The following is a 19,652-nucleotide window of genomic DNA, read 5'->3' as shown; positions in this document are numbered from 1 at the left end:
TGGGAATGACGACCGACTACGGCAAGCTGACCTGGGAAGACGTGCGCGACGCCGACAAGGACCGCGTGGTGATCCTGAACGTCTCGGCAACCGAGGATCACGGACCCCACATGCCGCTCGACACCGACACGGTGCTGGGCATGGCGGTGGCCAACGGCGTGGCCAAGGCCGCTCCCGAGGAGGTCTTCGTGATGCCCCCCGTCGCCTATGGCTTCAACGAACACCACAAGGATTTTCCCGGCGTCATCTGGATCCAGCCCGAAACGCTGATCGCCTTCGTCACCGACATCACCCATTCGCTGGCCCATCACGGGTTCCGGCGCATCCTGCTGCTCAATTCGCACGGCTCGAACCACCCAGTGCTCGACCTCGCCGCGCGAAAGACGGTGATCCGCGACGGAATCATCTGCGTCTCGGCGTCCTACTGGAACCTCTGCAACGACCGCATCAACGAACACCGCAAATCCGACATCGGCGGTATCGCCCACGCGGGCGAGTTCGAGGCGGCGATGTACATGCACCTGCATCCCGAACACGTGGACCTCTCCAAGGCCACCAACCAAAACCTGCACAACCCCGGCAGCAAGTTCTTCAACCTCGACCTCGCCAAGGGCGGCGGCAAGGCCATGCTGATGCGCTGGTGGTCCGAGGTCTCGCCCGAGGGCACGATGGGCGACCCCACCGTGGCCGACGCCGAGACCGGTGGCAAGTTCCTCCAGGCCGCCATCGAGGAAACCACCGCGCTGGTGCGCGAAATCCGGGCGCTGCCGATCCTGCAGCGCCGCGACCACCACTAGGGGCCGGGACGTTGGATTTTGCCCTCATCCTCAAGGTCTATCCCTTCTTCATCGAGGCCGCCTGGGTCACCGTCCAGCTCTCGGTATTGACCACAATCCTCGGCCTGACCTGCGGCGCGCTTGGCGCGGCCGCACGGCTCTCGCGCCTCGCCGTCTTCCGCTTCCTCGGCGCCGCCTACGTCAGCTTCTTCCGCGGCACGCCCGCGCTGATCCAGCTGTTCCTGCTCTACTTCGGCGGTCCCCAGATCGGCATCCAGCTCGACGCCTTCGAGGCCGGCGTGATCGGCCTCGGCGTCAACATCGGCGCCTATATGACCGAAACCATCCGCGGCTCGATCATCGCCATCGACAAGGGCCAGCGCGAGGCGGGCCGTACCCTGGGCATGAGCCGCTGGCAGGCGATGCGCTACGTGATCCTGCCGCAGGCCGCGCGCCTGATGATCCGCCCGCTGGGTGTCAACATCAACGCGCTGATCAAAGGCACCGCCCTGGTCGCCGCCATCTCGGTCGTCGAGCTGACCTACACCGCCCAGCGGTTCATCGGATCGACCTACAAGCCCTTTGAAATGTTCCTGATCTCCGGGGTTCTCTACATGATCATCATCTACGTCACCGGACGCGCCATCACCTGGCTCGACCGGCGCGCGCGGATCGTCTGAGGGAGGGCGCCATGGGTCTCGATTTCTCCGTCGTCCCGAAATATCTCGACGTCATCTTTCTCGGCGCGCTCTGGACCATCGCGATCACCGTCGCGGCCGCGCTGCTCAGCTTCGTCGGCGGCATCTTCTTCGCGGTCATCGCGCTCTATGCGCCCCGGGCCGTCCGCCTGCCGATGCGCGCCTTCGAATGGCTGTTCATGGGCACGCCGCTGCTGCTGCAGCTGTTCCTAATCTACTTCGGCCTCGTCCAGATCGGCATCGATCTGCCCGCCTTCGTCGCCGGCGTGATCGGCCTCGGGCTGCACTTCGCCGTCTACAACTCGGAACTGATCCAGACCGCCATCCTCGCCGTCGACCGCGGCCAGATGGAGGCCGCGCGCACCCTCGGACTCTCCCGCACCCAGACCCTGCGCAAGGTGGTCGTGCCCCAGGCCGTGCGCGACGTGATCCCGCCCATCGGCAACAACATGATCGCCCTGCTCAAGGACTCTGCCCTCGTCTCGGTGATCGGCGTGGCCGAGCTCACGCTCTCCGCGCAGCTCGCCATCGGCCGCACCTACCGGCCCTTCGAGTTCTACCTCGTCGCCGCCCTCTTCTACTATGTCATCAACCTTGCGATGGAAGCCGTCCTGCGCCGTATCGAACGCCGCATCCAGGCCAGCCGGTAACCGCGAAGGAGCCCCCCATGACCGAGAAACCCTTTGTCGACATCCGCCACGCCCAGAAAAGCTTTGGCTCGCTGGAAGTGCTCAAGGACATCAACCTTCAGGTCCAGCGCGGCCAGATCGTCGCCATCATCGGCCCCTCGGGGTCGGGGAAGAGCACGCTGCTGCGCGCCATCAACGATCTCGACCCGCTGACCGGCGGCGAGGTCTGGCTGGAAGACACGCAGGTCAACAAGAAGCTGCCGCACCGCCAGTACGAGAAACACATCAATCAGGTCCGCCAGGACATCGGCATGGTGTTCCAGCACTTCAACCTGTTCCCGCACCTCACGGTGCGCGGCAACATCAAGCTCGCTCCGAAGATGCTCAAGGGCATCTCCGACGCCGAGGCCGACAAGCTGGCCGAGGAACAGCTTGAAAAGGTCGGCATGATCGAACGGATCGACTATTACCCCTCGCAGCTTTCCGGCGGCCAGAAACAGCGCGTCGCCATCGCCCGCGCGCTGGCGATGAAGCCCAAGGTCATGCTCTTCGACGAAGCCACCTCGGCGCTCGACCCCGAACTGGTCGAAGAGGTCAACCTCGTGATGAAGAAGCTGGCCGAGGAACACATGACCATGATCATCGTCACCCACGAGATGGGCTTCGCCGAAAGCGTCTGCGACCGCGTCCTCTTCATGGATCAGGGCGTCGTGGTCGAGGAAGGCCCGCCCGAGGTGATCTTCCGTAACCCCGTCAACGAACGCACCCAGAATTTCCTGCGCAAGCATCTCGCGAACGCCAACCGGTAACCCTGAAATGTCCCATCTCTTCTATCAGACCAGCGCCTTCCGCCCCTTCCTCGACCGTGGCGAGGGCGTCTACATGTACGGCAAGGACGGCACCCGCTATCTCGACGGCTCCTCGGGCGCGATGGTGTCCAACATCGGCCACTCCAATCCTGCCGTGCTGGCCGCCATGCGTGCGCAGATGGAGAAATCGACCTTCGGCTACCGCCTGCACTTCCAGACCGAGGCGTCCGAGGCGCTGGCCGCCCGCACCGCCGCACTCTGCCCGCCGGGGCTCGACCGGGTGTTCTTCGTCTCGGGCGGGTCCGAGGCGACCGAAAGCACCATCAAGCTTGCCCGTCAGTACAAGCTCGCCATCGACCAGTCCAGCCGCTGGAAGGTCATCTCGCGCATGCCGTCGTACCACGGCTCCACTCTCGGCGCGCTGGCAATCACCGGCTATGACCCGCTGACCCGGCCGTTCGAGCCGATGATGCAGGCGATGCCCAAGATCCCCGCGCCCCGCGCCTATCTCGACGGGCTCAACCCCGACGACCCGGCCACCGGCCTGCATTACGCCGACATGCTCGAGGCGAAGATCCTCGAGGAAGGCCCCGAAACCGTCCTCGCCTTCATCGTCGAACCGATCGGCGGCGCCTCCACCGGCGCGCTGGTGCCGCCGGCGGGCTACATGGAACGCATCCGCGAGATCTGCACCCATTACGACATCCTGCTGATCCATGACGAGGTCATGACCGGCGGCGGCCGCACCGGCAGGTTCTGGGGCGCCGACCACTGGGGCACCACGCCGGACATCATCGCCATCTCCAAGGGCTTTGGCGGCGGCTATGTCCCGCTTGGCGCGATGATCGCCCGGCGCGACATGGTCGAGGCCGTCATGGCCGACGGCGGCTTCCAGCACGGCCACACCTACGCCGGCAACCCGCTCGCCTGTTCCGCCGGCCTCGCCGTGCTGGACCAGATCGAACAGAACGGCCTGATCGACAACGCCGCCCGCATGGGCGACCTGCTGAAATCGCGCCTCACCGGCCTGATGAACCGCTATCCCTTCATCGGGGACGTGCGCGGCAAGGGCCTGCTGCTCGCCTTCGAACTGGTCGCCGACCGCACCACGATGGAGCCGTTGCCCACCTCGATGAAAGCCTTCCAGCGTCTGGTCGACATCGCCTATGAACGCGGCCTCATCATCTATTCCCGCCGCACCCGCGGCGGCACCTCGGGCGATCACTTCCTGGTCTGCCCGCCGATGATCGTCACCGAAGACCAGATCGACGAGCTGATGACCAAGCTCACCGCCTCGCTCGACACCTTCGCCGCCGAGACCCGCCTCGGCGCGGAGCCGGTGGCGTGAAACTCCCCGACAAGACCACGGCGATGGCCGACGCCATCGCCCGCATCCCCTCGGGCGCCACGGTGATGATCTCGGGCTTCGGTGTGCCCGGCACCCCCTTCGCGCTGATCCACGAGCTGATCCGCCAGGGCCAGGACAACCTGACCGTCATCAAGAACGACGCCAACGAAACCGGCATGGGCGTCGACCACCTTCTGGCCCAGGGCCGGGTCAAACGGCTGATCACCACCCACATCGGCCTGAACCCCCGCGCGGTGGCGATGATGAACGCCGGCACGCTCGAGGTCGAATTCTGCGCCCAAGGGATCCTCGCCGAGCGCATCCGCGCGGGCGGCGCGGGCCTCAAGGCCATCGTCACCGACATCGGCCGCGACACCGACCTGACCCGGGGCAAGCCGCGGCTCGACATCGGCGGCGACACCGCCGTGGTCGAACTCGCGCTACGCTGCGATGCCGCGCTGGTGCATGCCGCCCGCGCCGATACCTTCGGCAACCTCGCCTATGTCGCCACCGCCCGCAACTTCGCCCCGCTCATGGCGATGGCCGCCGATCTGGTGATCGCCGAGGCCGAAGAGATCGGCCCCCCCGGCGCCCTGCCGCCTGACCAGATCCACACCCCCGGCCCCTTCGTCGACCATGTCGTCGCGCTGGAAGCCCTGACCGAGGAGTATGGCGTTGTCCGCCGCGCGTAGCCGCATGATCGCCCGCGCCGCACAAGAGATCGCGCCCGGCATGGTGGTCAACCTCGGCATCGGCCTGCCGACCCGCGTCGTCGGGCATATCCCGCCCGACTTCCCCGTCTGCCTGCACACCGAAAACGGCCTCAGCGGCATCGGCCCGGCGCTGCCTTACGAGCGCGCCGACCGCAACCTGATCGACGCCGGCGGCGCCTATGTCTCGACCGTGCCCGGCAGCGCCTTCTTCGACAGCGCCACCTCCTTCGCGCTGGTGCGCTCGGGCCGGCTCGACCTGACGATGCTCGGCGCCTTCGAGGTGGCCCAGAACGGCGACCTCGCCAACTGGAAGATCCCCGGCCAGTTCACCCCCGGCGCCGGCGGCGGCATCGAGCTGGCCCAGAAGGCCCGCCGTGTCGTGGTGTTGACCACCCACACCGACCGCGCGGGCAGTCCCAAGCTGGTCGACCGCTGCACCCTGCCCCTCACCGCCGCCGCCTGTGTGGCGCGCATCTTCACCGAAATGGCGGTGATCGACGTGACCCCGCAGGGCTTTGCCCTGCGCGAGATCGCCGAGGGGCTGACCGCCGCCGATGTCGCCGCCGCCACCGGCGCGCCCCTGTCTCTGCCCCCGGGCGAAATCCCGACTTTCTGAAGGCCTCCCAATGGACAGTGAAACCCAGACCCGCCTCCGCAACGCCGTCGACCACCTGTTCGACGACCAGACCGCCTTCCTGTCCGAGCTCGTGGCCTTCCCCTCGACCCGTGGCAACGAACAGGACGCGCAGGACTACATGGCCCAAGCCTTCGAGGACCGCGGCCTCGCCACCGACCGCTGGACCATCGACGTCGCCGACATACAGGGCCTGCCCGGCTTCTCCCCCGTCGTCGGAAATTACGAGAACGCGGTGAACGTCGTCGGCGCCCATCGCGCCCGCACCGCCAGGGGCCGCTCGCTGATCCTGAACGGCCACATGGACGTGGTTCCCGAAGGCCCGCACGACATGTGGGACACGCCGCCCTACGACCCGCGCGTCGATGACGGCTGGATGTATGGCCGCGGCGCCGGCGACATGAAGGCGGGCCTCGCCTCCAACCTCTTCGCGCTCGACGCGATCCGCGCCTGCGGCCTCGCCCCGGCGGCCGATGTCTTCGTGCAGTCGGTGGTCGAGGAGGAATGCACCGGCAACGGCGCGCTGGCCTGCCTGCAACGCGGCTATACCGCTCAAGCCGCCCTGATCCCCGAACCCTTCGCCGAAACGCTGGTCATGGCCCAGGTCGGCGTCATGTGGTTCCAGGTCCACCTGCGCGGCCTGCCCACCCATGTTGCCTATGCCGGCTCTGGCTCCAACGCGATCGAGGCCGCCCTGCCGCTCATCGCCGCCCTGCACGAGATGGAGGCGCGCTGGAACGCCGAACAGGCCAAGCCCGCCGCCTATGCCCATGTGCACCACCCGCTGAACCTGAACGTCGGCAAGATCCAGGGCGGCGACTGGACCAGTTCGGTCCCCGCATGGTGCATCTTCGACGTGCGCATGGGCCTCTACCCCGGCCAGGACATGCAGGCCGCGCGCGAGGATATCGAGGCCACGCTCAACAACGCCGCCCGGCAAAGCGCCTTCCTGCGCAACAACCTGCCCGAGATCGTCTACAACGGCTTCCTGGCCGAGGGCTACGCGCTGGGAGAAGACACCGGCGAGGCCGCGCAAACCGCCATCTCCACGCTGGAAACCGCCCACCGCGCCATAACCGGCGCGGACCTCGACAAGGTGGCGATCACCGCCACCACCGACGCGCGCTTCTTCGGCCTCTACGCCGACACTCCCGCGCTGGTCTACGGCCCCCGCGCCGAGGCGATCCACGGCTTCAACGAACGCGTCGATCTCGAAAGCATGCGCCGCGTCACCCAGGCCACCGCGCTTTTCATCGCCGACTGGTGCGGCCTCGAAACTCTGTAGGCGTTCACCTCACAGTAACGCGCTTTGGTGCAGTCTCGGCCGGTCAGCCCCGGCGGAGCCTGCCCGATGAACCTCTACAGCTGCCAGATCGACCTCAAACACGACGCCAAGGCGCTGGCCTTCGCCAAGGCGGTGGATGACTGGATGACCTTCCTCAAGTCGCGCGGCGTCATCGCCGACTGGCGGCTTCTGCGGCGCAAGCTGAACCTGACCAGCGGCACGCAGCGCGACTTCCTGCTCCAGATCGAAGTTGACGACCTCTCCCAGCTCGACCGCGCCTTTCGGCTATCGGGCCAGAAAGACGAACACATCGAATCGCTCTACCGCGCGGTCAATGCGCTGGTCGGACAGGCCGATTTCGGCCTCTACCGTCCGTTCCCCGACCCCGAGCGGGCCGAGCGGATGGCGCTGATCTAGCGCCCGCCCAGCAGGTCGGCCTGTTCGGCCAGATGCGCCAGCAGATGCTCGCGCACGATGCGGATGCGCGGCACGTCGCGCAGCTCGGTATAGCTCGCCACCCAGACCGGCACGCGGATGTCCGCCATCAGCTCGGGCCGCGCCACCAGCCCGGGCACCCCCTCGCCCAGATAGACCGGCAGGATCGCCACCCCCACTCCGGCGCGGCATAGCTCGCGCAGCACCACGAAACTGTCGGCCCCGCCCGCAATCGCCTCGGGTTCCACATTGGCCGCCATCCAGGCCGCAGGGGCCGAGCGCACCAGCGGCCCCGCCATGCCGACCCACCCGCCGGGTCGCGACGGCGCGCTATAGGCGCGGAAGGTCAGCTGCGCATTGGTCTCGCCGCTCAGCTCGTCCGGCAGCCGCTCGGCCGGGCGCACCGCGATATCCGCCTGCAACCGTGCGAAATCCAGATGCGCGTTCGAGCTGAAGTAATCCAGCCGCAGCTCGGGCAGGGCCGCCTGCATCCGGGCCATGAACGACGGCAGCACCACCTGACACAGCGAATCGGTGGACGAGATCCGCACCACGCCGCGCACCGGCGCCCGCGCGCCGTCCATCAGACGCTCGACCGAGACCATCGCATTTGCCACTTCCCGCGCCGCCTCGATCACTCTTGCGCGATCAGCCAGCACCCGATAGCCCGAGGCCGTCTTCTCGAACACCGGCCCGCCGTGCTCTTCCTCGAAGGCCGCGACACGGCGCAAAACCGTTGCATGGTTGACGCCCAGCGTCTTCGCCGCCGCGCTCAGCGACCCGCGATCCGCGACCGCCAGTACATATCGCAGGTTATCCCAGTTGGCGTTGTGCACTTTCCGGCAGCCCCTTTGCAATTTTGGCCAGTATATCTCTAAATTCTCACACGTATACTGAACCTGTTTGGGTCGAAATCCAGGGAGACTGTTTTCATGACGACCAAGATGACCGTGATCGCCGCACTTGCACTGGCCGCGCTCGCAGGCACCGCCGCAATCGGCGACAGCCATGTCGACAAGGCGGCTCTGGCCGCCGTGAAGGCGCGTCAGGCCACGATGAACCTCTATGCCTTCAACCTCGGCCAGCTGGGCGCGATGGCCAAGGGCGAGGTGGAATACAACGCCGACGCCGCCAGCGCCGCGGCCGGCAACCTAGCCAAACTCACCTCGATGAACCAGATGGCGGCCTGGCTGCCCGGCACCGACAACGCGACGCTGGGCGATGATGTGACCCACGCCCTGCCCGCGATCTGGGAATCCGGCAGCACCGTCGGCGAAAAGGCCGGCGCCCTGCGCGAAGCGGCCACCGCGCTCGAAGCCGCCGCCGGCGGCGGGCTCGAGTCGCTGCGCGGCGCGATGGGTCCGGTCGGCAAGTCTTGCGGTGCCTGCCACGAACTTTATCGTGCGAAATCGAACTGAGGTCTGACCCTTGAACCCGGCGGGCGGCTCCAGGGCCGCCCGTTTCGTTGTGAGGTACCATGCGCAAACTGCTCCTGACCCTGGCCGCCCTGGCCGTGATCGCCGCCGCCGCCGGCTGGATCCTCTCGGCCCCAAGACCGCTGGGCGAAGACGCCGTCGCCGGGCTGACAGGCGACCCCGAGCACGGCGCGATGGTCTTCTGGGCCGGCGGCTGTGCCGCCTGTCACGCCGCACCGGGCGCAGAGGGTGAGGCCCGGCTGGTACTCGCCGGCGGCTATCGCATGGAAAGCCCGTTTGGCACCTTCGTCGCCCCCAATATCTCGCCCGCCCCCGAGGGCATCGCTGGGTGGAGCACGCTCGACCTCGCCAACGCCCTGAAACGCGGCGTCTCGCCCGGGGGCGCGCATTACTATCCCGCGCTGCCCTATGGCACCTATACCCGCATGACGATGCAGGACGTGGCCGATCTCAAGGCCTTCATGGACACGCTGCCGCCCTCCGACGTGGCGAGCCAGCCGCACGACCTGACCTTCCCCTTCACCATCCGCCGCAGCCTGGGCCTGTGGAAACTGCTGTTCCTGAACGATGACTGGATCCGCCCCGCGGACACGCCCGAACTCGAACGCGGCCGCTATCTGGCTGAGGCGCTGGGGCATTGCGCCGAATGCCACACGCCGCGCAACGCGCTTGGCGCGCTCGACACCACCCGCTGGATGCAGGGCGCCCCGAACCCCTCGGGCAAGGGCACGATCCCCGCGATCAACGCGGCGAACCTCGCCTGGACCGCGCAGGACATCGTCTATTACCTCGAAACCGGCTTCACCCCCGACTACGACAGCGCCGGGGGCGAGATGGCCCAGGTCGTCAAGAACATCGCCAACCTGCCGCCCGAGGACCGGGCGGCCATCGCGGCCTACATCAAGGCAGTGCCGTAACTCAGGCGCGCGACAGCTTCTGCAGTCGCGCCGCCCGCAGCCGCGCGAAATCGTCGCCCGCGTGATATGACGACCGCGTCAGCGGCGTCGCCGAGACCATCAGGAAGCCCTTGTTGTAGGCCACCTTCTCGTAGCTCGCGAATTCCTCAGGCGTCACGAACCGGTCCACCCTGTGGTGCTTGGGCGTCGGCTGCAAATACTGGCCGATGGTCAGGAAGTCGATGTCGGCGGCGCGCATGTCCTCCATCACCTGAATGACAGCCTGCCGGTCCTCGCCCAGCCCCACCATGATGCCCGACTTGGTGAACATCGAAGGGTCCAGTTCCTTGACCCGCTGCAACAGCCGCAGCGAATGGAAATAGCGCGCGCCAGGCCGCACCTCGGGGTACAGCCCCGGCACAGTCTCGAGATTGTGGTTGAACACGTCGGGCCGCGCCTCAACCACCACGTCCAGCACCTTCGGATCGCAGCGGATGAAATCCGGCGTCAGGATCTCGATGGTCGTCGTGGGGCTGCGATGCCGGATCGCGCGGATGGTCTGGGCGAAATGTTCGGCGCCGCCGTCCTCCACGTCGTCCCGGTCCACACTGGTGATGACCACATGGTTCAGCCCCAGCTTCTCGACCGCATGCGCCACCCGCCCCGGCTCGAAGGCGTCCAGCGCCTCGGGCGGCTTGCCGGTCGCGATGTTGCAGAAGGTGCAGGCGCGGGTGCAGACCTCGCCCATGATCATCATGGTGGCGTGGCCCTGGCTCCAGCATTCGCCGACGTTGGGGCAGCCGGCCTCTTCGCAGACGGTGACCAGCTTGTTGTCCCGCATGATCTTGGCAGTCTCGGCATAACCCTTGCCGCCCGGCGCCTTGACACGGATCCACGCCGGCTTCTTGGGCTGGACGTTATCGGGGCGATGCGCCTTTTCGGGGTGACGCTGAGAGGGAATCTTGAGGTCGCGCACGGGCATCAATCCTTGGTTCGTGCTCCAGGATACCCTAACATAACCACGCAGGCCCGAAAGCGCCAGCGGCGCAAAGCCGCTCTGCGCCCAGCACAGGGGGCCTCACGGCAGGGAGCGACGGATGGCGAAAGACCTCGACAAGTTGCGAACCGACTTCAAGAAGCTCCAGCCAAAATTCAATCCCTATACAGAGCCCGCCGCCGCGAAGATCAAGAAGGCGCTGATTGCCGCCCTGAACGCCGCCTGGGACCGCGAGTCCGAGGTGCGCGAGGCGATCGCCAAGGCGGTGGAAGAGGGCGAGAAAGGCAAGAAACTGGCCGATTTCGAAGCCAGCGGTGATTTCTCGAAGGCCTTCAAGAGCTGGAAAAAGGCCACCGCCGACCACAAGGCTCAGGTCAAGGCGCTCAACGACTTCTGTGGCGCTGCCGAAAAGCTGCGCGATGACCTGAAAGGCCGGCTCGAAAAGGCCGAGAAAGAGGTGAAAAAGGACAAACCCGCCGGCGCCGCGAAGAAGGAGACCGAGAAGTTCCTCGCCAGCGTCAAGGACGAGGTCGATTCGCTGACCGCTACCGCCAATGTCTATGGCACGGTCAAATTCGTCGAACTCTTCTACGCCGCCAAAGAAGATGCCACGATGCAGGTCATCCTCAAGAAGACGCTGGCCAAGGCCTCGGGCACCGACCTGCCCAAGATCCTCGAAGCCGGCGCGCGCAAGAAGGGCGAAAAGCAGGTCGAAAAGCTGGCCCACGCCATCGCCGATGCCTATGACGACGCCCAGACCGCCGCCGACAGCGATCCGAAGGAAGCCGGCAAAAAGATCAAGCTCGCCGACGGGATGCTCGACAAGCTGACCAAGCTCGACAAGACCTATCAGGACGCCCTGAAGAAGCAGAAGAAAGAGATCGAGGCCTCACCCGAGAAGAAAGAGATCATGCAGCTGATCGATCTGGTCGCCGACTTCCTCGCCAGCTGCAAGCGGCTGAAGTCGGATAGCGAAAAGGCGGTAAAGAAGGCCGCCTAACCCGCGCGCGTCGCCCCAACGATCCCCTCGCCCACGCCCCGGATCAGCGCGGCCAGCTCGTCGAACCACCCCGCGCCAGGCGTGCTCGCCCGCCGCACCAGGCCGATGGTGCGGGCCGGCTCGGGCGTCGGGAAGCGCCGCAGCTCCAGCCCCGGCGCGGCGGTGCGCTCGGCCTCGGCCGCCAGTTCCGGCATCAGCGTGAACCCGAACCCGGCCGCCACCAGCCGCGACAGCGTGGCCAGCGACGAGGCGCCCATGTTGATCCCGGGCGCGGACTTCTCCCGCCCGCAGGCCGCCAGCGCCTGATCGGTCAGGCAATGGCCGTCCTCCAGCAACAGCAGTTGCGTGGGTTCCAGATCCGCCGGCGACAGCGTCCGCGCCTTGGCACCCAGCCCCGCCAGCCGCGCGCCGGTTCCGGCCAGAAGGAAGGTGTCGCGGAACAGCTCCACCTCGACCAGCCCCGCCGCGCCCGAAGGCAGCGCCAGAACCGCTGCGTCCAGTTCGCCCGCCAGCAGCGCCTCCAGCAGCTGTTCGGTCAGCGATTCCCGCACCCGCACCGACAGCGACAGATCGCCCGCCCGCAGCGCGGCCAGAACGCCCGGCAGCAGATACGGAGCGATGGTCGGAATCAGCCCCAGCGACAGCGACCGCTGCGCCCCGTCGCGCGCATGGGCAAGGTTCTCAAGCCGCGCCGCCGCGTCCAGAACCTCCTTGCCATGCGCCAGAACCTCGCGGCCGAGCGGTGTCAGCAGCACATCGCGCGCCCGCCGCTCCACCAGCGCACCGCCCATCATGTCCTCCAGCGCCCGGATCTGCACCGACAGCGCCGGTTGCGACACATTGCAGACGGCCGCCGCGCGGCCAAAGTTGCGCTGTTCGGCAAGGGCGCGGAAATAAGTGAGCTGGCGCAGGGTGAACGACATAACCGCATCTTATCGCGGATCGCACAATGCGCCAGTCCCGCCTATGATCAGCCGATCATCCGCTCACGATCGGACTGCCCCTCGTAATGGCGTTTCAGCCGTTGCAACGCGATGCGCAGCACGATCTTGCCCGACCGCGCCGACCAGCCCATGCGCTGCTCGGCTGTTTCCAGCCCTTCCAGATAGCAGCAGCAGCGCAGCACCACGTCGCTCAGTCCCGGCCCCAGGTCGTGCAGCGCCCGCGCCACCCGATCGCGCGCCGCCGCCGGCCCCCGGTCGGCGCCCTGGCCATGGCCCGTGCCGCGCACCCCCGCGGTCATGAACCGGTCCCAGTTCTGCGTGACCCTCGGCCCGATCTGCGACAGCTCGAAATCCTCGCGCAGCCGTTCGCCGGCCTGCACCAGCGAATCGTCCAGAAAGGCGCGCCCGTCGCGATCCCTGCGCCGCGCCAGCGCCGTCAGCGGACTCTCGGCCACGCCATAGCGGGTCCGGCGGCGCGGCCCCCCCTCGCCCGCACCGCTCGCCTCCCAGTCGCCGCCCGGGTCGCAATAGGCCCCCTGCGCCTCGGCAAACCCCGCTTCGGTCACGCTGCGCCGCAGGTTCTCCTGTTCGGCCAGCAGCCGCCCCAGCGCCGCGCGGCCCGCCGCGGTGATCCGATAGCGCGACACCCGCCCCGGCTTCTCGCAGGCGATCCAGTCCTTCAACGCCATCGCCTCGGCCACGCCGGTGTCCACCACCGCCGTCCGCAGGGTCGCCCCGCCGTCGTCATCGCGCACGACAACGGCCTTCTCCATGTTCTCGGCCACCGCCAGCACGGCCCCCGTTTCGCAAAGGCGGCGCAGGATCCGTGCCGCCTCGCGATTCAGCACGGCAGCATCGATCACGTCGGTCCCGGTTTTTTGCAGCATGTTCATCGAAAAGAAATCCTTGGTCTCATAGGCGCCCGCACCCAGGGCAGTTTTCCTCAAACGGTGAGAGGGCAAGACCGAGCGCGCCAGCCGAGTCAGTGCGGCGTCGATCAGCGGATCGTCGCGTCGCGTCTCGATCCGGCGGATCTGGCGCAGCACGGTCGAGGCATGGCAGCCGGACGACCGGGCGATGTCCCGGATCGAAAGCCGCCCCTCGGTATGCGCAAGGTAGCGGCGCGCCTCGTCCGGAACCCAGCCCAGCCGGCTCGTCGCCCTTGTCTCTGGCGCTTTCCCGAAATGCGGCTCCGTATCCAGACCTGAAATCCCTCTGAATTCACGAATTGTTAACCACAACCTTGGGGAGACTTGGTTACCGCAAGGTTAATTTGCGTGGTCCCGCCAGCATCTTTGCAGAAGCATAAATTGAATTGAATCCGCCGAACGCTGTCCGGTTCGGTTCCGCAACACCCGGAATGGTTGTGCAATAGAGAGAAGGATCGAAACGCAGGGAAAGGACAGTTCCATGCAGGATATCCTGACGATACTCAATCGGCTCCGCCGGCCCCGCCTTCTGATCCGCGCCGCGCGGATCGGGGCGCGCGAGTATTCCCGCGACCGCCACCTCAGGCGGCTGCTCGGCTACACCACCCTGCCCCGCCCGGCCTCCGCCCTGTTGCGCCTGATGGATCTTGAACGCGATCTGGATGACCGGCGCCGCCAGGACGACGCCGGCTATTCGCTCTCCCGCCATCTCGATCTTCTGATCGCGATGATGGGCGAGGCACAGCTTGTCGCCGCGACCCGCCCTTCGCCCGAGGGCTGATCTCAGATAAAGGCGTCGGGCATCGAAGCCTTGCGGTCGGCAACGAAGGCGCTCAGCGCCTCTTCCACCGCGGGGTCGATGGCCGGCTTCTGATAGGTGTCCAGCATCTGCCGCACTTTGATCGCCGCCAGCGCCTGCGTGTCGCGTGCGCCTTCCTCGTCCCAGGTCTCGAACGGCTTGTAATCCAGCAGGTTGGTCCGCCAGAAGGCGTTCTTGAAATTGGCCTGCGTATGGGCGCAGCCCAGATAGTGCCCGCCCGGACCGACTTCGGCGATGGCGTCCATCGCCTGATCGTTCTCGGTGACGCCCACACCCTTGGCCAGCCCGTGCAGGATGCCCAGCTGATCGGCGTCCATCACGAACTTTTCGTAGGAGCTCACCAGTCCGCCTTCCAGCCAGCCACAGGCGTGCAGCATGAAGTTGACGCCCCCCAGCAGCCCCATGTTCAGCGAATTGGCGCTTTCATAGGCCGCCTGCGCATCCGGCAGCTTCGACCCGCAGAACGCCCCGGCCGAGCGATACGGCAGCCCCATCCGCCGCGCCAGCTGCCCCGCGCCGTAGGTGATCAGCGACGCCTCCGGCGTGCCGAAGGTCGGCGCGCCGCTGTTCATGTCGATCGAGGCGACGAAGGCCCCGAAAATCACCGGCGCGCCCTTGCGCACCAGCTGGTTGTAGGCGATGCCGGCCAGCACCTCGGCCAGAACCTGCGTCAGGGTGCCCGCGACCGACACCGGCGCCATCGCGCCGCCGACGATGAAGGGCGACAGGATGCAGGCCTGGTTGTTCTTGGCATAGACCTCCATCGCGCCCATCATCACGTCGTCGAAGGTCATCGGCGAGTTGACGTTGATCAGCGAGGTCATCACCGTGTTCTGCTGCACGAAGTCCTCGCCGAAGAGGATGCCGCACATGTCGACCGAATCCTGCGCCCGGCTGGGCTCGGTCACCGATCCCATGAACGGCTTGTCGCTCAGGGTCATATGCGCGAACAGCATGTCGAGGTGGCGCTTGTTCACCGGAATGTCGGTCGGTTCGCAGACCGTGCCGCCCGAATGGTGCAGCCACTTGGACATATAGCCCAGCTTCACGAAGTTGTTGAAATCGGCCATCGTCGCATAGCGCCGTCCGCCGTCGACATCGCGCACGAAGGGCGGGCCATAGACCGGCGCCAGCACCAGATTTCGGCCACCCACAACCACGTTGCGCTCGGGATTGCGCGCGTGCTGGGTATAGACCGACGGTGCCGTCGAACACAGCTGGCGCGCCAGCCCGCGCGGAATCCGCACCCGCTCGTCATCCACATCCGCCCCGGCCGCCCGCCACAGCTCCAGCGCGCCGGGGTTGTTGACGAACTTGACGCCCACCTCCTGCAACACCGTCTCGGCGTTGTATTCGATGATTTCCAGCGCCTCGTCGTTCAGCACCTCGAAATTGGGGATGTTGCGCTCGATGAAACGCGCGGTCTCGAAGCTGACCGCGCTCCGCTCGGCCCGCCGGGCCGCGCCGCCGCCACCGCGCGCGCGCCGCTGAGTAGGTGCTGTATCCGACATGTCACGTCCCTCGTTCTGACCGGCCTCTGGCACGTGCAATAGCGCAGCCGCGCCCCGCCTCCGGGAAGGATTACGTCGCATCTGGTGAAAATACGACATTTGGGGCGTGCCGGAGACCCCGCGTCGTTAGCGCGAAATTTACGGCTTGGGGCCTTCTTTATGCGCGAAACGCCTCTTGAAAGGATCCGCCCCATGCGCCGCGCCCTCCTTCCCCTGCTCCTTATCCCCGTGCTGGCCCTGCCGGCCCATGCCGAAGGCGAACTTTGCGTCGGATTCGGCCCCCAGACCCCGCGCGACATCGCCCAGCGCGCAGGCAGCAATCCGCGCGTCTTTTCGCCAGCGCCGCCCGCGTCGTCGATGAACCTCTGCAACATCCACACGCATACCAATGCCGAACACAAGGGCCCGGGATTCAGCGTCTTCGCGGGCGAGGGCGAACATGGCGGCTACAAGTGCAACGACACCGATGCGCTGACACCCGCGGAACTGGAAGACCCCTCGCATGGCCACGGCGGCTTCCACGGCGCCAAACCCGGCGACACGATCGAGGTGCACTGGGTCTATTCGAGTTGCGAGGTCTTCCCCGGCCCCGGTCTCGAATCCTGCGTGCCCGCCACCTGCGCCAACCCCCAGCTGCGCGTCGAATCGCAGGTCTTCCTGCTGGTGAACGACCCGGAGGCGCTGGATTTCGCCGACTTCAACTATACCGGCAGCCGAGTCGACGGCCATCCTCAGCCCCGCGCCCTGCCCGAAGGCAGCGGCACGCCGGTGGTCTTCGGCGGCTCCACCACGGGCCCGAAATACACGCAGGAAGTCTGCTCGCCGCTCCAGGTGACGTGGAGCGTGCGTCCCGCCTGCCTGCGGCTCGACATCTCGTCGCTCTACGCCTGGGGCCTGCGCGGCAATGTCTTCGGCGAGAACCACAGCCACGGCGTGCGCCAGCTGGTCACCGCGCCCGAACTGCTCTCTCCGATCAACTGAGCGGCGCTGACCATCAGACGCGGCGCATTGCGCCGGGCGCGGCACAGCATCCCTCTTGCCTCCGCCCCGGCGCGCGCCTAATCAGCGAGGCATGAGCCAGCCCCATCACGACCGCCTCCTCATCATAGACTTCGGCAGCCAGGTGACGCAGCTGATCGCGCGCCGCCTGCGCGAACTGAAGGTCTATTGCGAAATCCACCCGTTCAACACCGTGGACGATGCCTTTCTCAGGGAGTTCGCTCCCAAGGCGGTGATCTTCTCGGGCGGCCCCTCCTCGGTCTTTGCCGAAGGCGCGCCGATGCCGCCGCAATCGGTCTACGATCTGGGCGTCCCGATCCTTGGCATCTGCTACGGCCAGCAGGTGATGATGCACAACCTCGGCGGCCATGTCGAACGCGGCCACGGCACCGCCGAATTCGGCCGTGCCTTCGTCACCCCGGCCACCGACAGGCTGCCGCTGCTCGAAGGCTGGTTCGCCGCAGACCGCGAACAGGTCTGGATGAGCCACGGCGACCACGTTTCGAAGATCGCCCCCGGCTTCAAGGTCTACGGCACCTCGCCGAATGCGCCCTTCGCCATCACCGGCGACCCCGCGCGCAATTTCTACGCCGTGCAGTTCCACCCCGAGGTGCACCACACCCCGAACGGCGCCCGCCTCTACGAGAACTTCGTCCGCCTCGCCGGTTTCACCGGCGACTGGACGATGGCCGCCTACCGCGAGGAGATGGTCACCCGGATCCGCGAGCAGGTCGGCGACGCCAAGGTGATCTGCGCGCTCTCGGGCGGCGTCGACAGCTCGGTCGCCGCGGCCCTGATCCACGAGGCGGTGGGCGACCAGCTCACCTGCGTCTTCGTCGACCATGGCCTGCTGCGCCTGAACGAGGCCGAAGAGGTCGTCGGCATGTTCCGCGATCACATGAACCTCCAAGTCATCCACGCCCAGGAGCAGGAGCGCTTCCTCTCCGCCCTCGACGGCGTCAGCGACCCCGAGATCAAGCGCAAGACCATCGGCCGGCTGTTCATCGACGTCTTCCAGCACTACGCCGATCAGATCGAAGGCGCCCGCTTCCTCGCCCAGGGCACGCTCTACCCTGACGTGATCGAATCGGTCAGCTTCTCGGGCGGCCCCTCGGTCACCATCAAGTCGCACCACAACGTCGGCGGCCTGCCCGAAAAGATGGGTCTCAAGCTGGTCGAACCGCTGCGCGAGCTGTTCAAGGACGAGGTCCGCGCGCTTGGGCGCGAACTTGGCCTGCCGCCCAGCTTCATCGGCCGCCACCCCTTCCCTGGCCCCGGCCTCGCGATCCGCTGCCCGGGCGAGATCACGCGGGAGAAGCTCGAAATCCTGCGCAAGGCCGATGCGGTCTACATCGACCAGATCCGCCGCCACGGCCTCTACGACGACATCTGGCAGGCCTTCGTCGCCATCCTCCCCGTGCGCACCGTCGGCGTGATGGGCGACGGGCGCACCTACGATTTCGCCTGCGCCCTGCGCGCTGTCACCTCGGTCGACGGCATGACCGCCGACTACTACCCCTTCTCCCACGATTTCCTGGGCGAAACCGCAACGCGGATCATCAACGAGGTGCAGGGCATCAACCGCGTCACCTACGACATCACCTCGAAACCGCCAGGCACGATCGAGTGGGAGTAATCCTGACCGGCCACGTCGACGTGCCGCCCGAACGGCGCGCGGCTGTGCTGGCCGCCCTGCCCGAACACATCCGCCTCACCCGCGCCGAGCCGGGCTGCCTGCGCTTCGACGTGATCGAAAGCCCCGACACACCCGGCCGCCTGCTGGTGGACGAGGCCTTCGCCACCCCGGCCGATTTCCACTCCCACCAGACCCGCACCGCCGGATCGCCCTGGGCCGAGGTCACCGCCGGCCTGCCCCGCACCTACGACGTCACCGGACTCGAACCATGAGCCCGACCCTGCGCGCCGCCCTCTGGATGATGGGCGCGATCGTCTCCTTCACCTCCATGGCCGTCGCCGGGCGCGAGGCCGGCATCACGCTCGATACCTTCGAGATCATGATGTATCGCAGCCTTGTCGGCTTCGTCATCGTCTCGGCCGTGCTCACCGCGACGCGGCGCTGGTCGGTGGTGCCGACCCGCCGGATCGGCCTGCACATGCTGCGCAACGCGGTGCATTTCACCGGCCAGAACCTCTGGTTCTTCGCCATTACCGTCGCGCCGCTCGCGCAGGTCTTCGCCCTCGAATTCACCATGCCGCTCTGGGTGATCGTGCTCTCGCCGCTGGTGCTGGGCGAACGGATGACCCCGATGCGCGCTTTCAGTGCGCTGGTCGGCTTCATCGGCATCCTGATCGTCGCCCGTCCCACGCCGGACACGCTCAGCATCGGCATCGTCGCCGCCGCCAGCGCCGCGATCTTCTTTGCCATCACCACGATGTCGACCAAACGCCTGACCCGGACCGACAGCATCGGCTGCATCATGTTCTGGCTGACCTTCCTCCAGCTGATCCTCGGCCTCGTCTGCGCCGGCTACGACGGCGACATCGCCCTGCCCGATGCCACCGCCCTGCCCTTCGTGATCGTCATCGCGCTCGCCGGGCTGATCGCGCATTTTTGCTTCGCCAATGCGCTCGACATCGCCCCCGCTTCGGTGGTCGCGCCCTTCGATTTCGTGCGCCTGCCGACCGTCGCCATCGTTGCCTGGCTGCTCTACAAGGAACAGATCGACCTCTGGGTGATCGTCGGCGCGGTGCTGATCTTCGGCGCCAACTATCTGAACGTGCTGGTCGAAACCCGCAGGAACCGGGTCGCCTGACCCGCCCGTGTGGGTCTAG

General features: G+C 66.9%; 22 protein-coding genes. 17 read left to right on the top strand and 5 right to left on the bottom strand.

What is annotated here, in order from left to right:
• The first annotated feature begins 5 nt into the window (after window positions 1-5).
• The 9 genes from ACFO5X_RS24620 (at window position 6) to ACFO5X_RS24580 (ending at window position 7,309) form a co-directional block, all read left to right on the top strand.
• On the top strand, window positions 6-797 hold the full coding sequence (locus ACFO5X_RS24620; RefSeq protein WP_380722620.1) for a creatininase family protein: 792 nt from the start codon (window positions 6-8) through the stop codon (window positions 795-797).
• A gap of 11 nt (window positions 798-808) precedes the next feature.
• On the top strand, window positions 809-1,456 hold the full coding sequence (locus tag ACFO5X_RS24615; RefSeq protein WP_380722618.1) for an amino acid ABC transporter permease: 648 nt from the start codon (window positions 809-811) through the stop codon (window positions 1,454-1,456).
• 11 nt (window positions 1,457-1,467) lie between these two features.
• Window positions 1,468-2,124 carry an amino acid ABC transporter permease gene (locus tag ACFO5X_RS24610; protein ID WP_380722616.1) on the top strand — a complete coding sequence of 219 codons (657 nt, stop codon included), beginning with the start codon at window positions 1,468-1,470 and terminating at the stop codon, window positions 2,122-2,124.
• A gap of 17 nt (window positions 2,125-2,141) precedes the next feature.
• On the top strand, window positions 2,142-2,912 hold the full coding sequence (locus tag ACFO5X_RS24605) for an amino acid ABC transporter ATP-binding protein (RefSeq protein ID WP_380722614.1): 771 nt from the start codon (window positions 2,142-2,144) through the stop codon (window positions 2,910-2,912).
• A 7-nt stretch (window positions 2,913-2,919) separates the two neighbouring features.
• Window positions 2,920-4,260, top strand: coding sequence for an aminotransferase family protein (locus ACFO5X_RS24600; protein ID WP_380722612.1), 1,341 nt, complete (start codon window positions 2,920-2,922; stop codon window positions 4,258-4,260).
• The gene (locus ACFO5X_RS24595) at window positions 4,257-4,952 is read left to right on the top strand and encodes a CoA transferase subunit A (RefSeq protein ID WP_380722610.1); all 696 of its coding nucleotides are present in this window, start codon (window positions 4,257-4,259) and stop codon (window positions 4,950-4,952) included. The genes ACFO5X_RS24600 and ACFO5X_RS24595 overlap by 4 nt, the downstream gene beginning before the upstream one ends.
• Entirely contained in the window at window positions 4,936-5,589 is a 654-nt protein-coding gene (locus tag ACFO5X_RS24590) for a 3-oxoacid CoA-transferase subunit B (RefSeq protein ID WP_380722608.1), read from the top strand. Before ACFO5X_RS24595 ends, ACFO5X_RS24590 begins: the two co-directional genes overlap by 17 nt.
• A gap of 10 nt (window positions 5,590-5,599) precedes the next feature.
• Window positions 5,600-6,892 (top strand): ArgE/DapE family deacylase, encoded by a 1,293-nt coding sequence (locus tag ACFO5X_RS24585; protein ID WP_380722606.1) that lies wholly within the window; start codon window positions 5,600-5,602, stop codon window positions 6,890-6,892.
• A 66-nt stretch (window positions 6,893-6,958) separates the two neighbouring features.
• Window positions 6,959-7,309, top strand: a complete 351-nt coding sequence (locus ACFO5X_RS24580; protein ID WP_380722604.1) for a DUF6614 family protein — start codon at window positions 6,959-6,961, stop codon at window positions 7,307-7,309.
• Here the strand turns inward: ACFO5X_RS24580 and ACFO5X_RS24575 are convergent.
• Window positions 7,306-8,163, bottom strand: a complete 858-nt coding sequence (locus tag ACFO5X_RS24575; protein ID WP_380722602.1) for a LysR family transcriptional regulator — start codon at window positions 8,161-8,163, stop codon at window positions 7,306-7,308. The genes ACFO5X_RS24580 and ACFO5X_RS24575 overlap by 4 nt on opposite strands.
• A 96-nt stretch (window positions 8,164-8,259) precedes the next feature.
• Here ACFO5X_RS24575 and ACFO5X_RS24570 point away from each other — a divergent pair, with 96 nt between their 5' ends.
• Window positions 8,260-8,745, top strand: a complete 486-nt coding sequence (locus ACFO5X_RS24570) for a c-type cytochrome (RefSeq protein ID WP_380722600.1) — start codon at window positions 8,260-8,262, stop codon at window positions 8,743-8,745.
• A gap of 59 nt (window positions 8,746-8,804) precedes the next feature.
• Window positions 8,805-9,680: a cytochrome c gene (locus ACFO5X_RS24565; RefSeq protein ID WP_380722598.1), complete on the top strand. Its 876-nt coding sequence runs from the start codon at window positions 8,805-8,807 to the stop codon at window positions 9,678-9,680.
• A 1-nt stretch (window position 9,681) separates the two neighbouring features.
• On the opposite strand, the gene lipA is transcribed toward ACFO5X_RS24565, so the two are convergent.
• Window positions 9,682-10,635, bottom strand: a complete 954-nt coding sequence (gene lipA, locus ACFO5X_RS24560; RefSeq protein ID WP_380722596.1) for a lipoyl synthase — start codon at window positions 10,633-10,635, stop codon at window positions 9,682-9,684.
• A gap of 121 nt (window positions 10,636-10,756) precedes the next feature.
• On the opposite strand from lipA, the gene ACFO5X_RS24555 reads away from it, so the two are divergent.
• Entirely contained in the window at window positions 10,757-11,656 is a 900-nt protein-coding gene (locus ACFO5X_RS24555) for a hypothetical protein (protein ID WP_380722594.1), read from the top strand.
• On the opposite strand, the gene ACFO5X_RS24550 is transcribed toward ACFO5X_RS24555, so the two are convergent.
• Together ACFO5X_RS24550 and ACFO5X_RS24545 are read right to left on the bottom strand one after the other, a co-directional pair.
• Window positions 11,653-12,579: a hydrogen peroxide-inducible genes activator gene (locus ACFO5X_RS24550; RefSeq protein ID WP_380722592.1), complete on the bottom strand. Its 927-nt coding sequence runs from the start codon at window positions 12,577-12,579 to the stop codon at window positions 11,653-11,655. The genes ACFO5X_RS24555 and ACFO5X_RS24550 overlap by 4 nt on opposite strands.
• Window positions 12,580-12,626: 47 nt before the next feature.
• The gene (locus ACFO5X_RS24545) at window positions 12,627-13,748 is read right to left on the bottom strand and encodes a DUF6456 domain-containing protein (protein ID WP_380723235.1); all 1,122 of its coding nucleotides are present in this window, start codon (window positions 13,746-13,748) and stop codon (window positions 12,627-12,629) included.
• A 262-nt stretch (window positions 13,749-14,010) separates the two neighbouring features.
• Here ACFO5X_RS24545 and ACFO5X_RS24540 point away from each other — a divergent pair, with 262 nt between their 5' ends.
• A complete protein-coding gene (locus ACFO5X_RS24540; protein ID WP_380722591.1) occupies window positions 14,011-14,310 on the top strand; it encodes a DUF6477 family protein in 300 nt (99 codons plus the stop codon).
• Between the two features lie 2 nt (window positions 14,311-14,312).
• Here ACFO5X_RS24540 and ACFO5X_RS24535 read toward each other — a convergent pair whose 3' ends face one another.
• Window positions 14,313-15,860 carry a trimethylamine methyltransferase family protein gene (locus tag ACFO5X_RS24535; protein ID WP_380722589.1) on the bottom strand — a complete coding sequence of 516 codons (1,548 nt, stop codon included), beginning with the start codon at window positions 15,858-15,860 and terminating at the stop codon, window positions 14,313-14,315.
• A 192-nt stretch (window positions 15,861-16,052) separates the two neighbouring features.
• Between ACFO5X_RS24535 and ACFO5X_RS24530 the strand changes: the two genes are divergently transcribed.
• The 4 genes from ACFO5X_RS24530 (at window position 16,053) to ACFO5X_RS24515 (ending at window position 19,633) form a co-directional block, all read left to right on the top strand.
• Window positions 16,053-16,841, top strand: a complete 789-nt coding sequence (locus tag ACFO5X_RS24530; protein WP_380722587.1) for a delta-class carbonic anhydrase — start codon at window positions 16,053-16,055, stop codon at window positions 16,839-16,841.
• A 91-nt stretch (window positions 16,842-16,932) separates the two neighbouring features.
• Window positions 16,933-18,495 carry a glutamine-hydrolyzing GMP synthase gene (gene guaA, locus ACFO5X_RS24525; protein ID WP_380722585.1) on the top strand — a complete coding sequence of 521 codons (1,563 nt, stop codon included), beginning with the start codon at window positions 16,933-16,935 and terminating at the stop codon, window positions 18,493-18,495.
• Window positions 18,486-18,767, top strand: coding sequence for a putative quinol monooxygenase (locus ACFO5X_RS24520; protein WP_380722583.1), 282 nt, complete (start codon window positions 18,486-18,488; stop codon window positions 18,765-18,767). Before guaA ends, ACFO5X_RS24520 begins: the two co-directional genes overlap by 10 nt.
• Window positions 18,764-19,633 (top strand): DMT family transporter, encoded by an 870-nt coding sequence (locus ACFO5X_RS24515; RefSeq protein WP_380722581.1) that lies wholly within the window; start codon window positions 18,764-18,766, stop codon window positions 19,631-19,633. The genes ACFO5X_RS24520 and ACFO5X_RS24515 overlap by 4 nt, the downstream gene beginning before the upstream one ends.
• Window positions 19,634-19,652 lie beyond the last annotated feature (19 nt).

The sequence above is a fragment of the Seohaeicola nanhaiensis genome (assembly GCF_042654245.1).
Lineage (GTDB): Bacteria > Pseudomonadota > Alphaproteobacteria > Rhodobacterales > Rhodobacteraceae > Seohaeicola_A > Seohaeicola_A nanhaiensis.
This window is presented reverse-complemented; position numbering and strand designations above follow the sequence as displayed.

Bases quoted from the DNA above. Each gene is read 5' to 3' on its own strand.
- ACFO5X_RS24620 (WP_380722620.1), top strand. From the start codon at position 6: ATGACGACCGACTACGGCAAGCTGACCTGGGAAGACGTGCGCGACGCC.
- ACFO5X_RS24610 (WP_380722616.1), top strand. From the start codon at position 1,468: ATGGGTCTCGATTTCTCCGTCGTCCCGAAATATCTCGACGTCATCTTT.
- ACFO5X_RS24605 (WP_380722614.1), top strand. From the start codon at position 2,142: ATGACCGAGAAACCCTTTGTCGACATCCGCCACGCCCAGAAAAGCTTT.
- ACFO5X_RS24600 (WP_380722612.1), top strand. From the start codon at position 2,920: ATGTCCCATCTCTTCTATCAGACCAGCGCCTTCCGCCCCTTCCTCGAC.
- ACFO5X_RS24585 (WP_380722606.1), top strand. From the start codon at position 5,600: ATGGACAGTGAAACCCAGACCCGCCTCCGCAACGCCGTCGACCACCTG.
- ACFO5X_RS24580 (WP_380722604.1), top strand. From the start codon at position 6,959: ATGAACCTCTACAGCTGCCAGATCGACCTCAAACACGACGCCAAGGCG.
- ACFO5X_RS24570 (WP_380722600.1), top strand. From the start codon at position 8,260: ATGACGACCAAGATGACCGTGATCGCCGCACTTGCACTGGCCGCGCTC.
- ACFO5X_RS24565 (WP_380722598.1), top strand. From the start codon at position 8,805: ATGCGCAAACTGCTCCTGACCCTGGCCGCCCTGGCCGTGATCGCCGCC.
- ACFO5X_RS24555 (WP_380722594.1), top strand. From the start codon at position 10,757: ATGGCGAAAGACCTCGACAAGTTGCGAACCGACTTCAAGAAGCTCCAG.
- ACFO5X_RS24550 (WP_380722592.1), bottom strand. From the start codon at position 12,579: ATGTCGTTCACCCTGCGCCAGCTCACTTATTTCCGCGCCCTTGCCGAA.
- ACFO5X_RS24540 (WP_380722591.1), top strand. From the start codon at position 14,011: ATGCAGGATATCCTGACGATACTCAATCGGCTCCGCCGGCCCCGCCTT.
- ACFO5X_RS24535 (WP_380722589.1), bottom strand. From the start codon at position 15,860: ATGTCGGATACAGCACCTACTCAGCGGCGCGCGCGCGGTGGCGGCGGC.
- ACFO5X_RS24530 (WP_380722587.1), top strand. From the start codon at position 16,053: ATGCGCCGCGCCCTCCTTCCCCTGCTCCTTATCCCCGTGCTGGCCCTG.
- guaA (WP_380722585.1), top strand. From the start codon at position 16,933: ATGAGCCAGCCCCATCACGACCGCCTCCTCATCATAGACTTCGGCAGC.
- ACFO5X_RS24515 (WP_380722581.1), top strand. From the start codon at position 18,764: ATGAGCCCGACCCTGCGCGCCGCCCTCTGGATGATGGGCGCGATCGTC.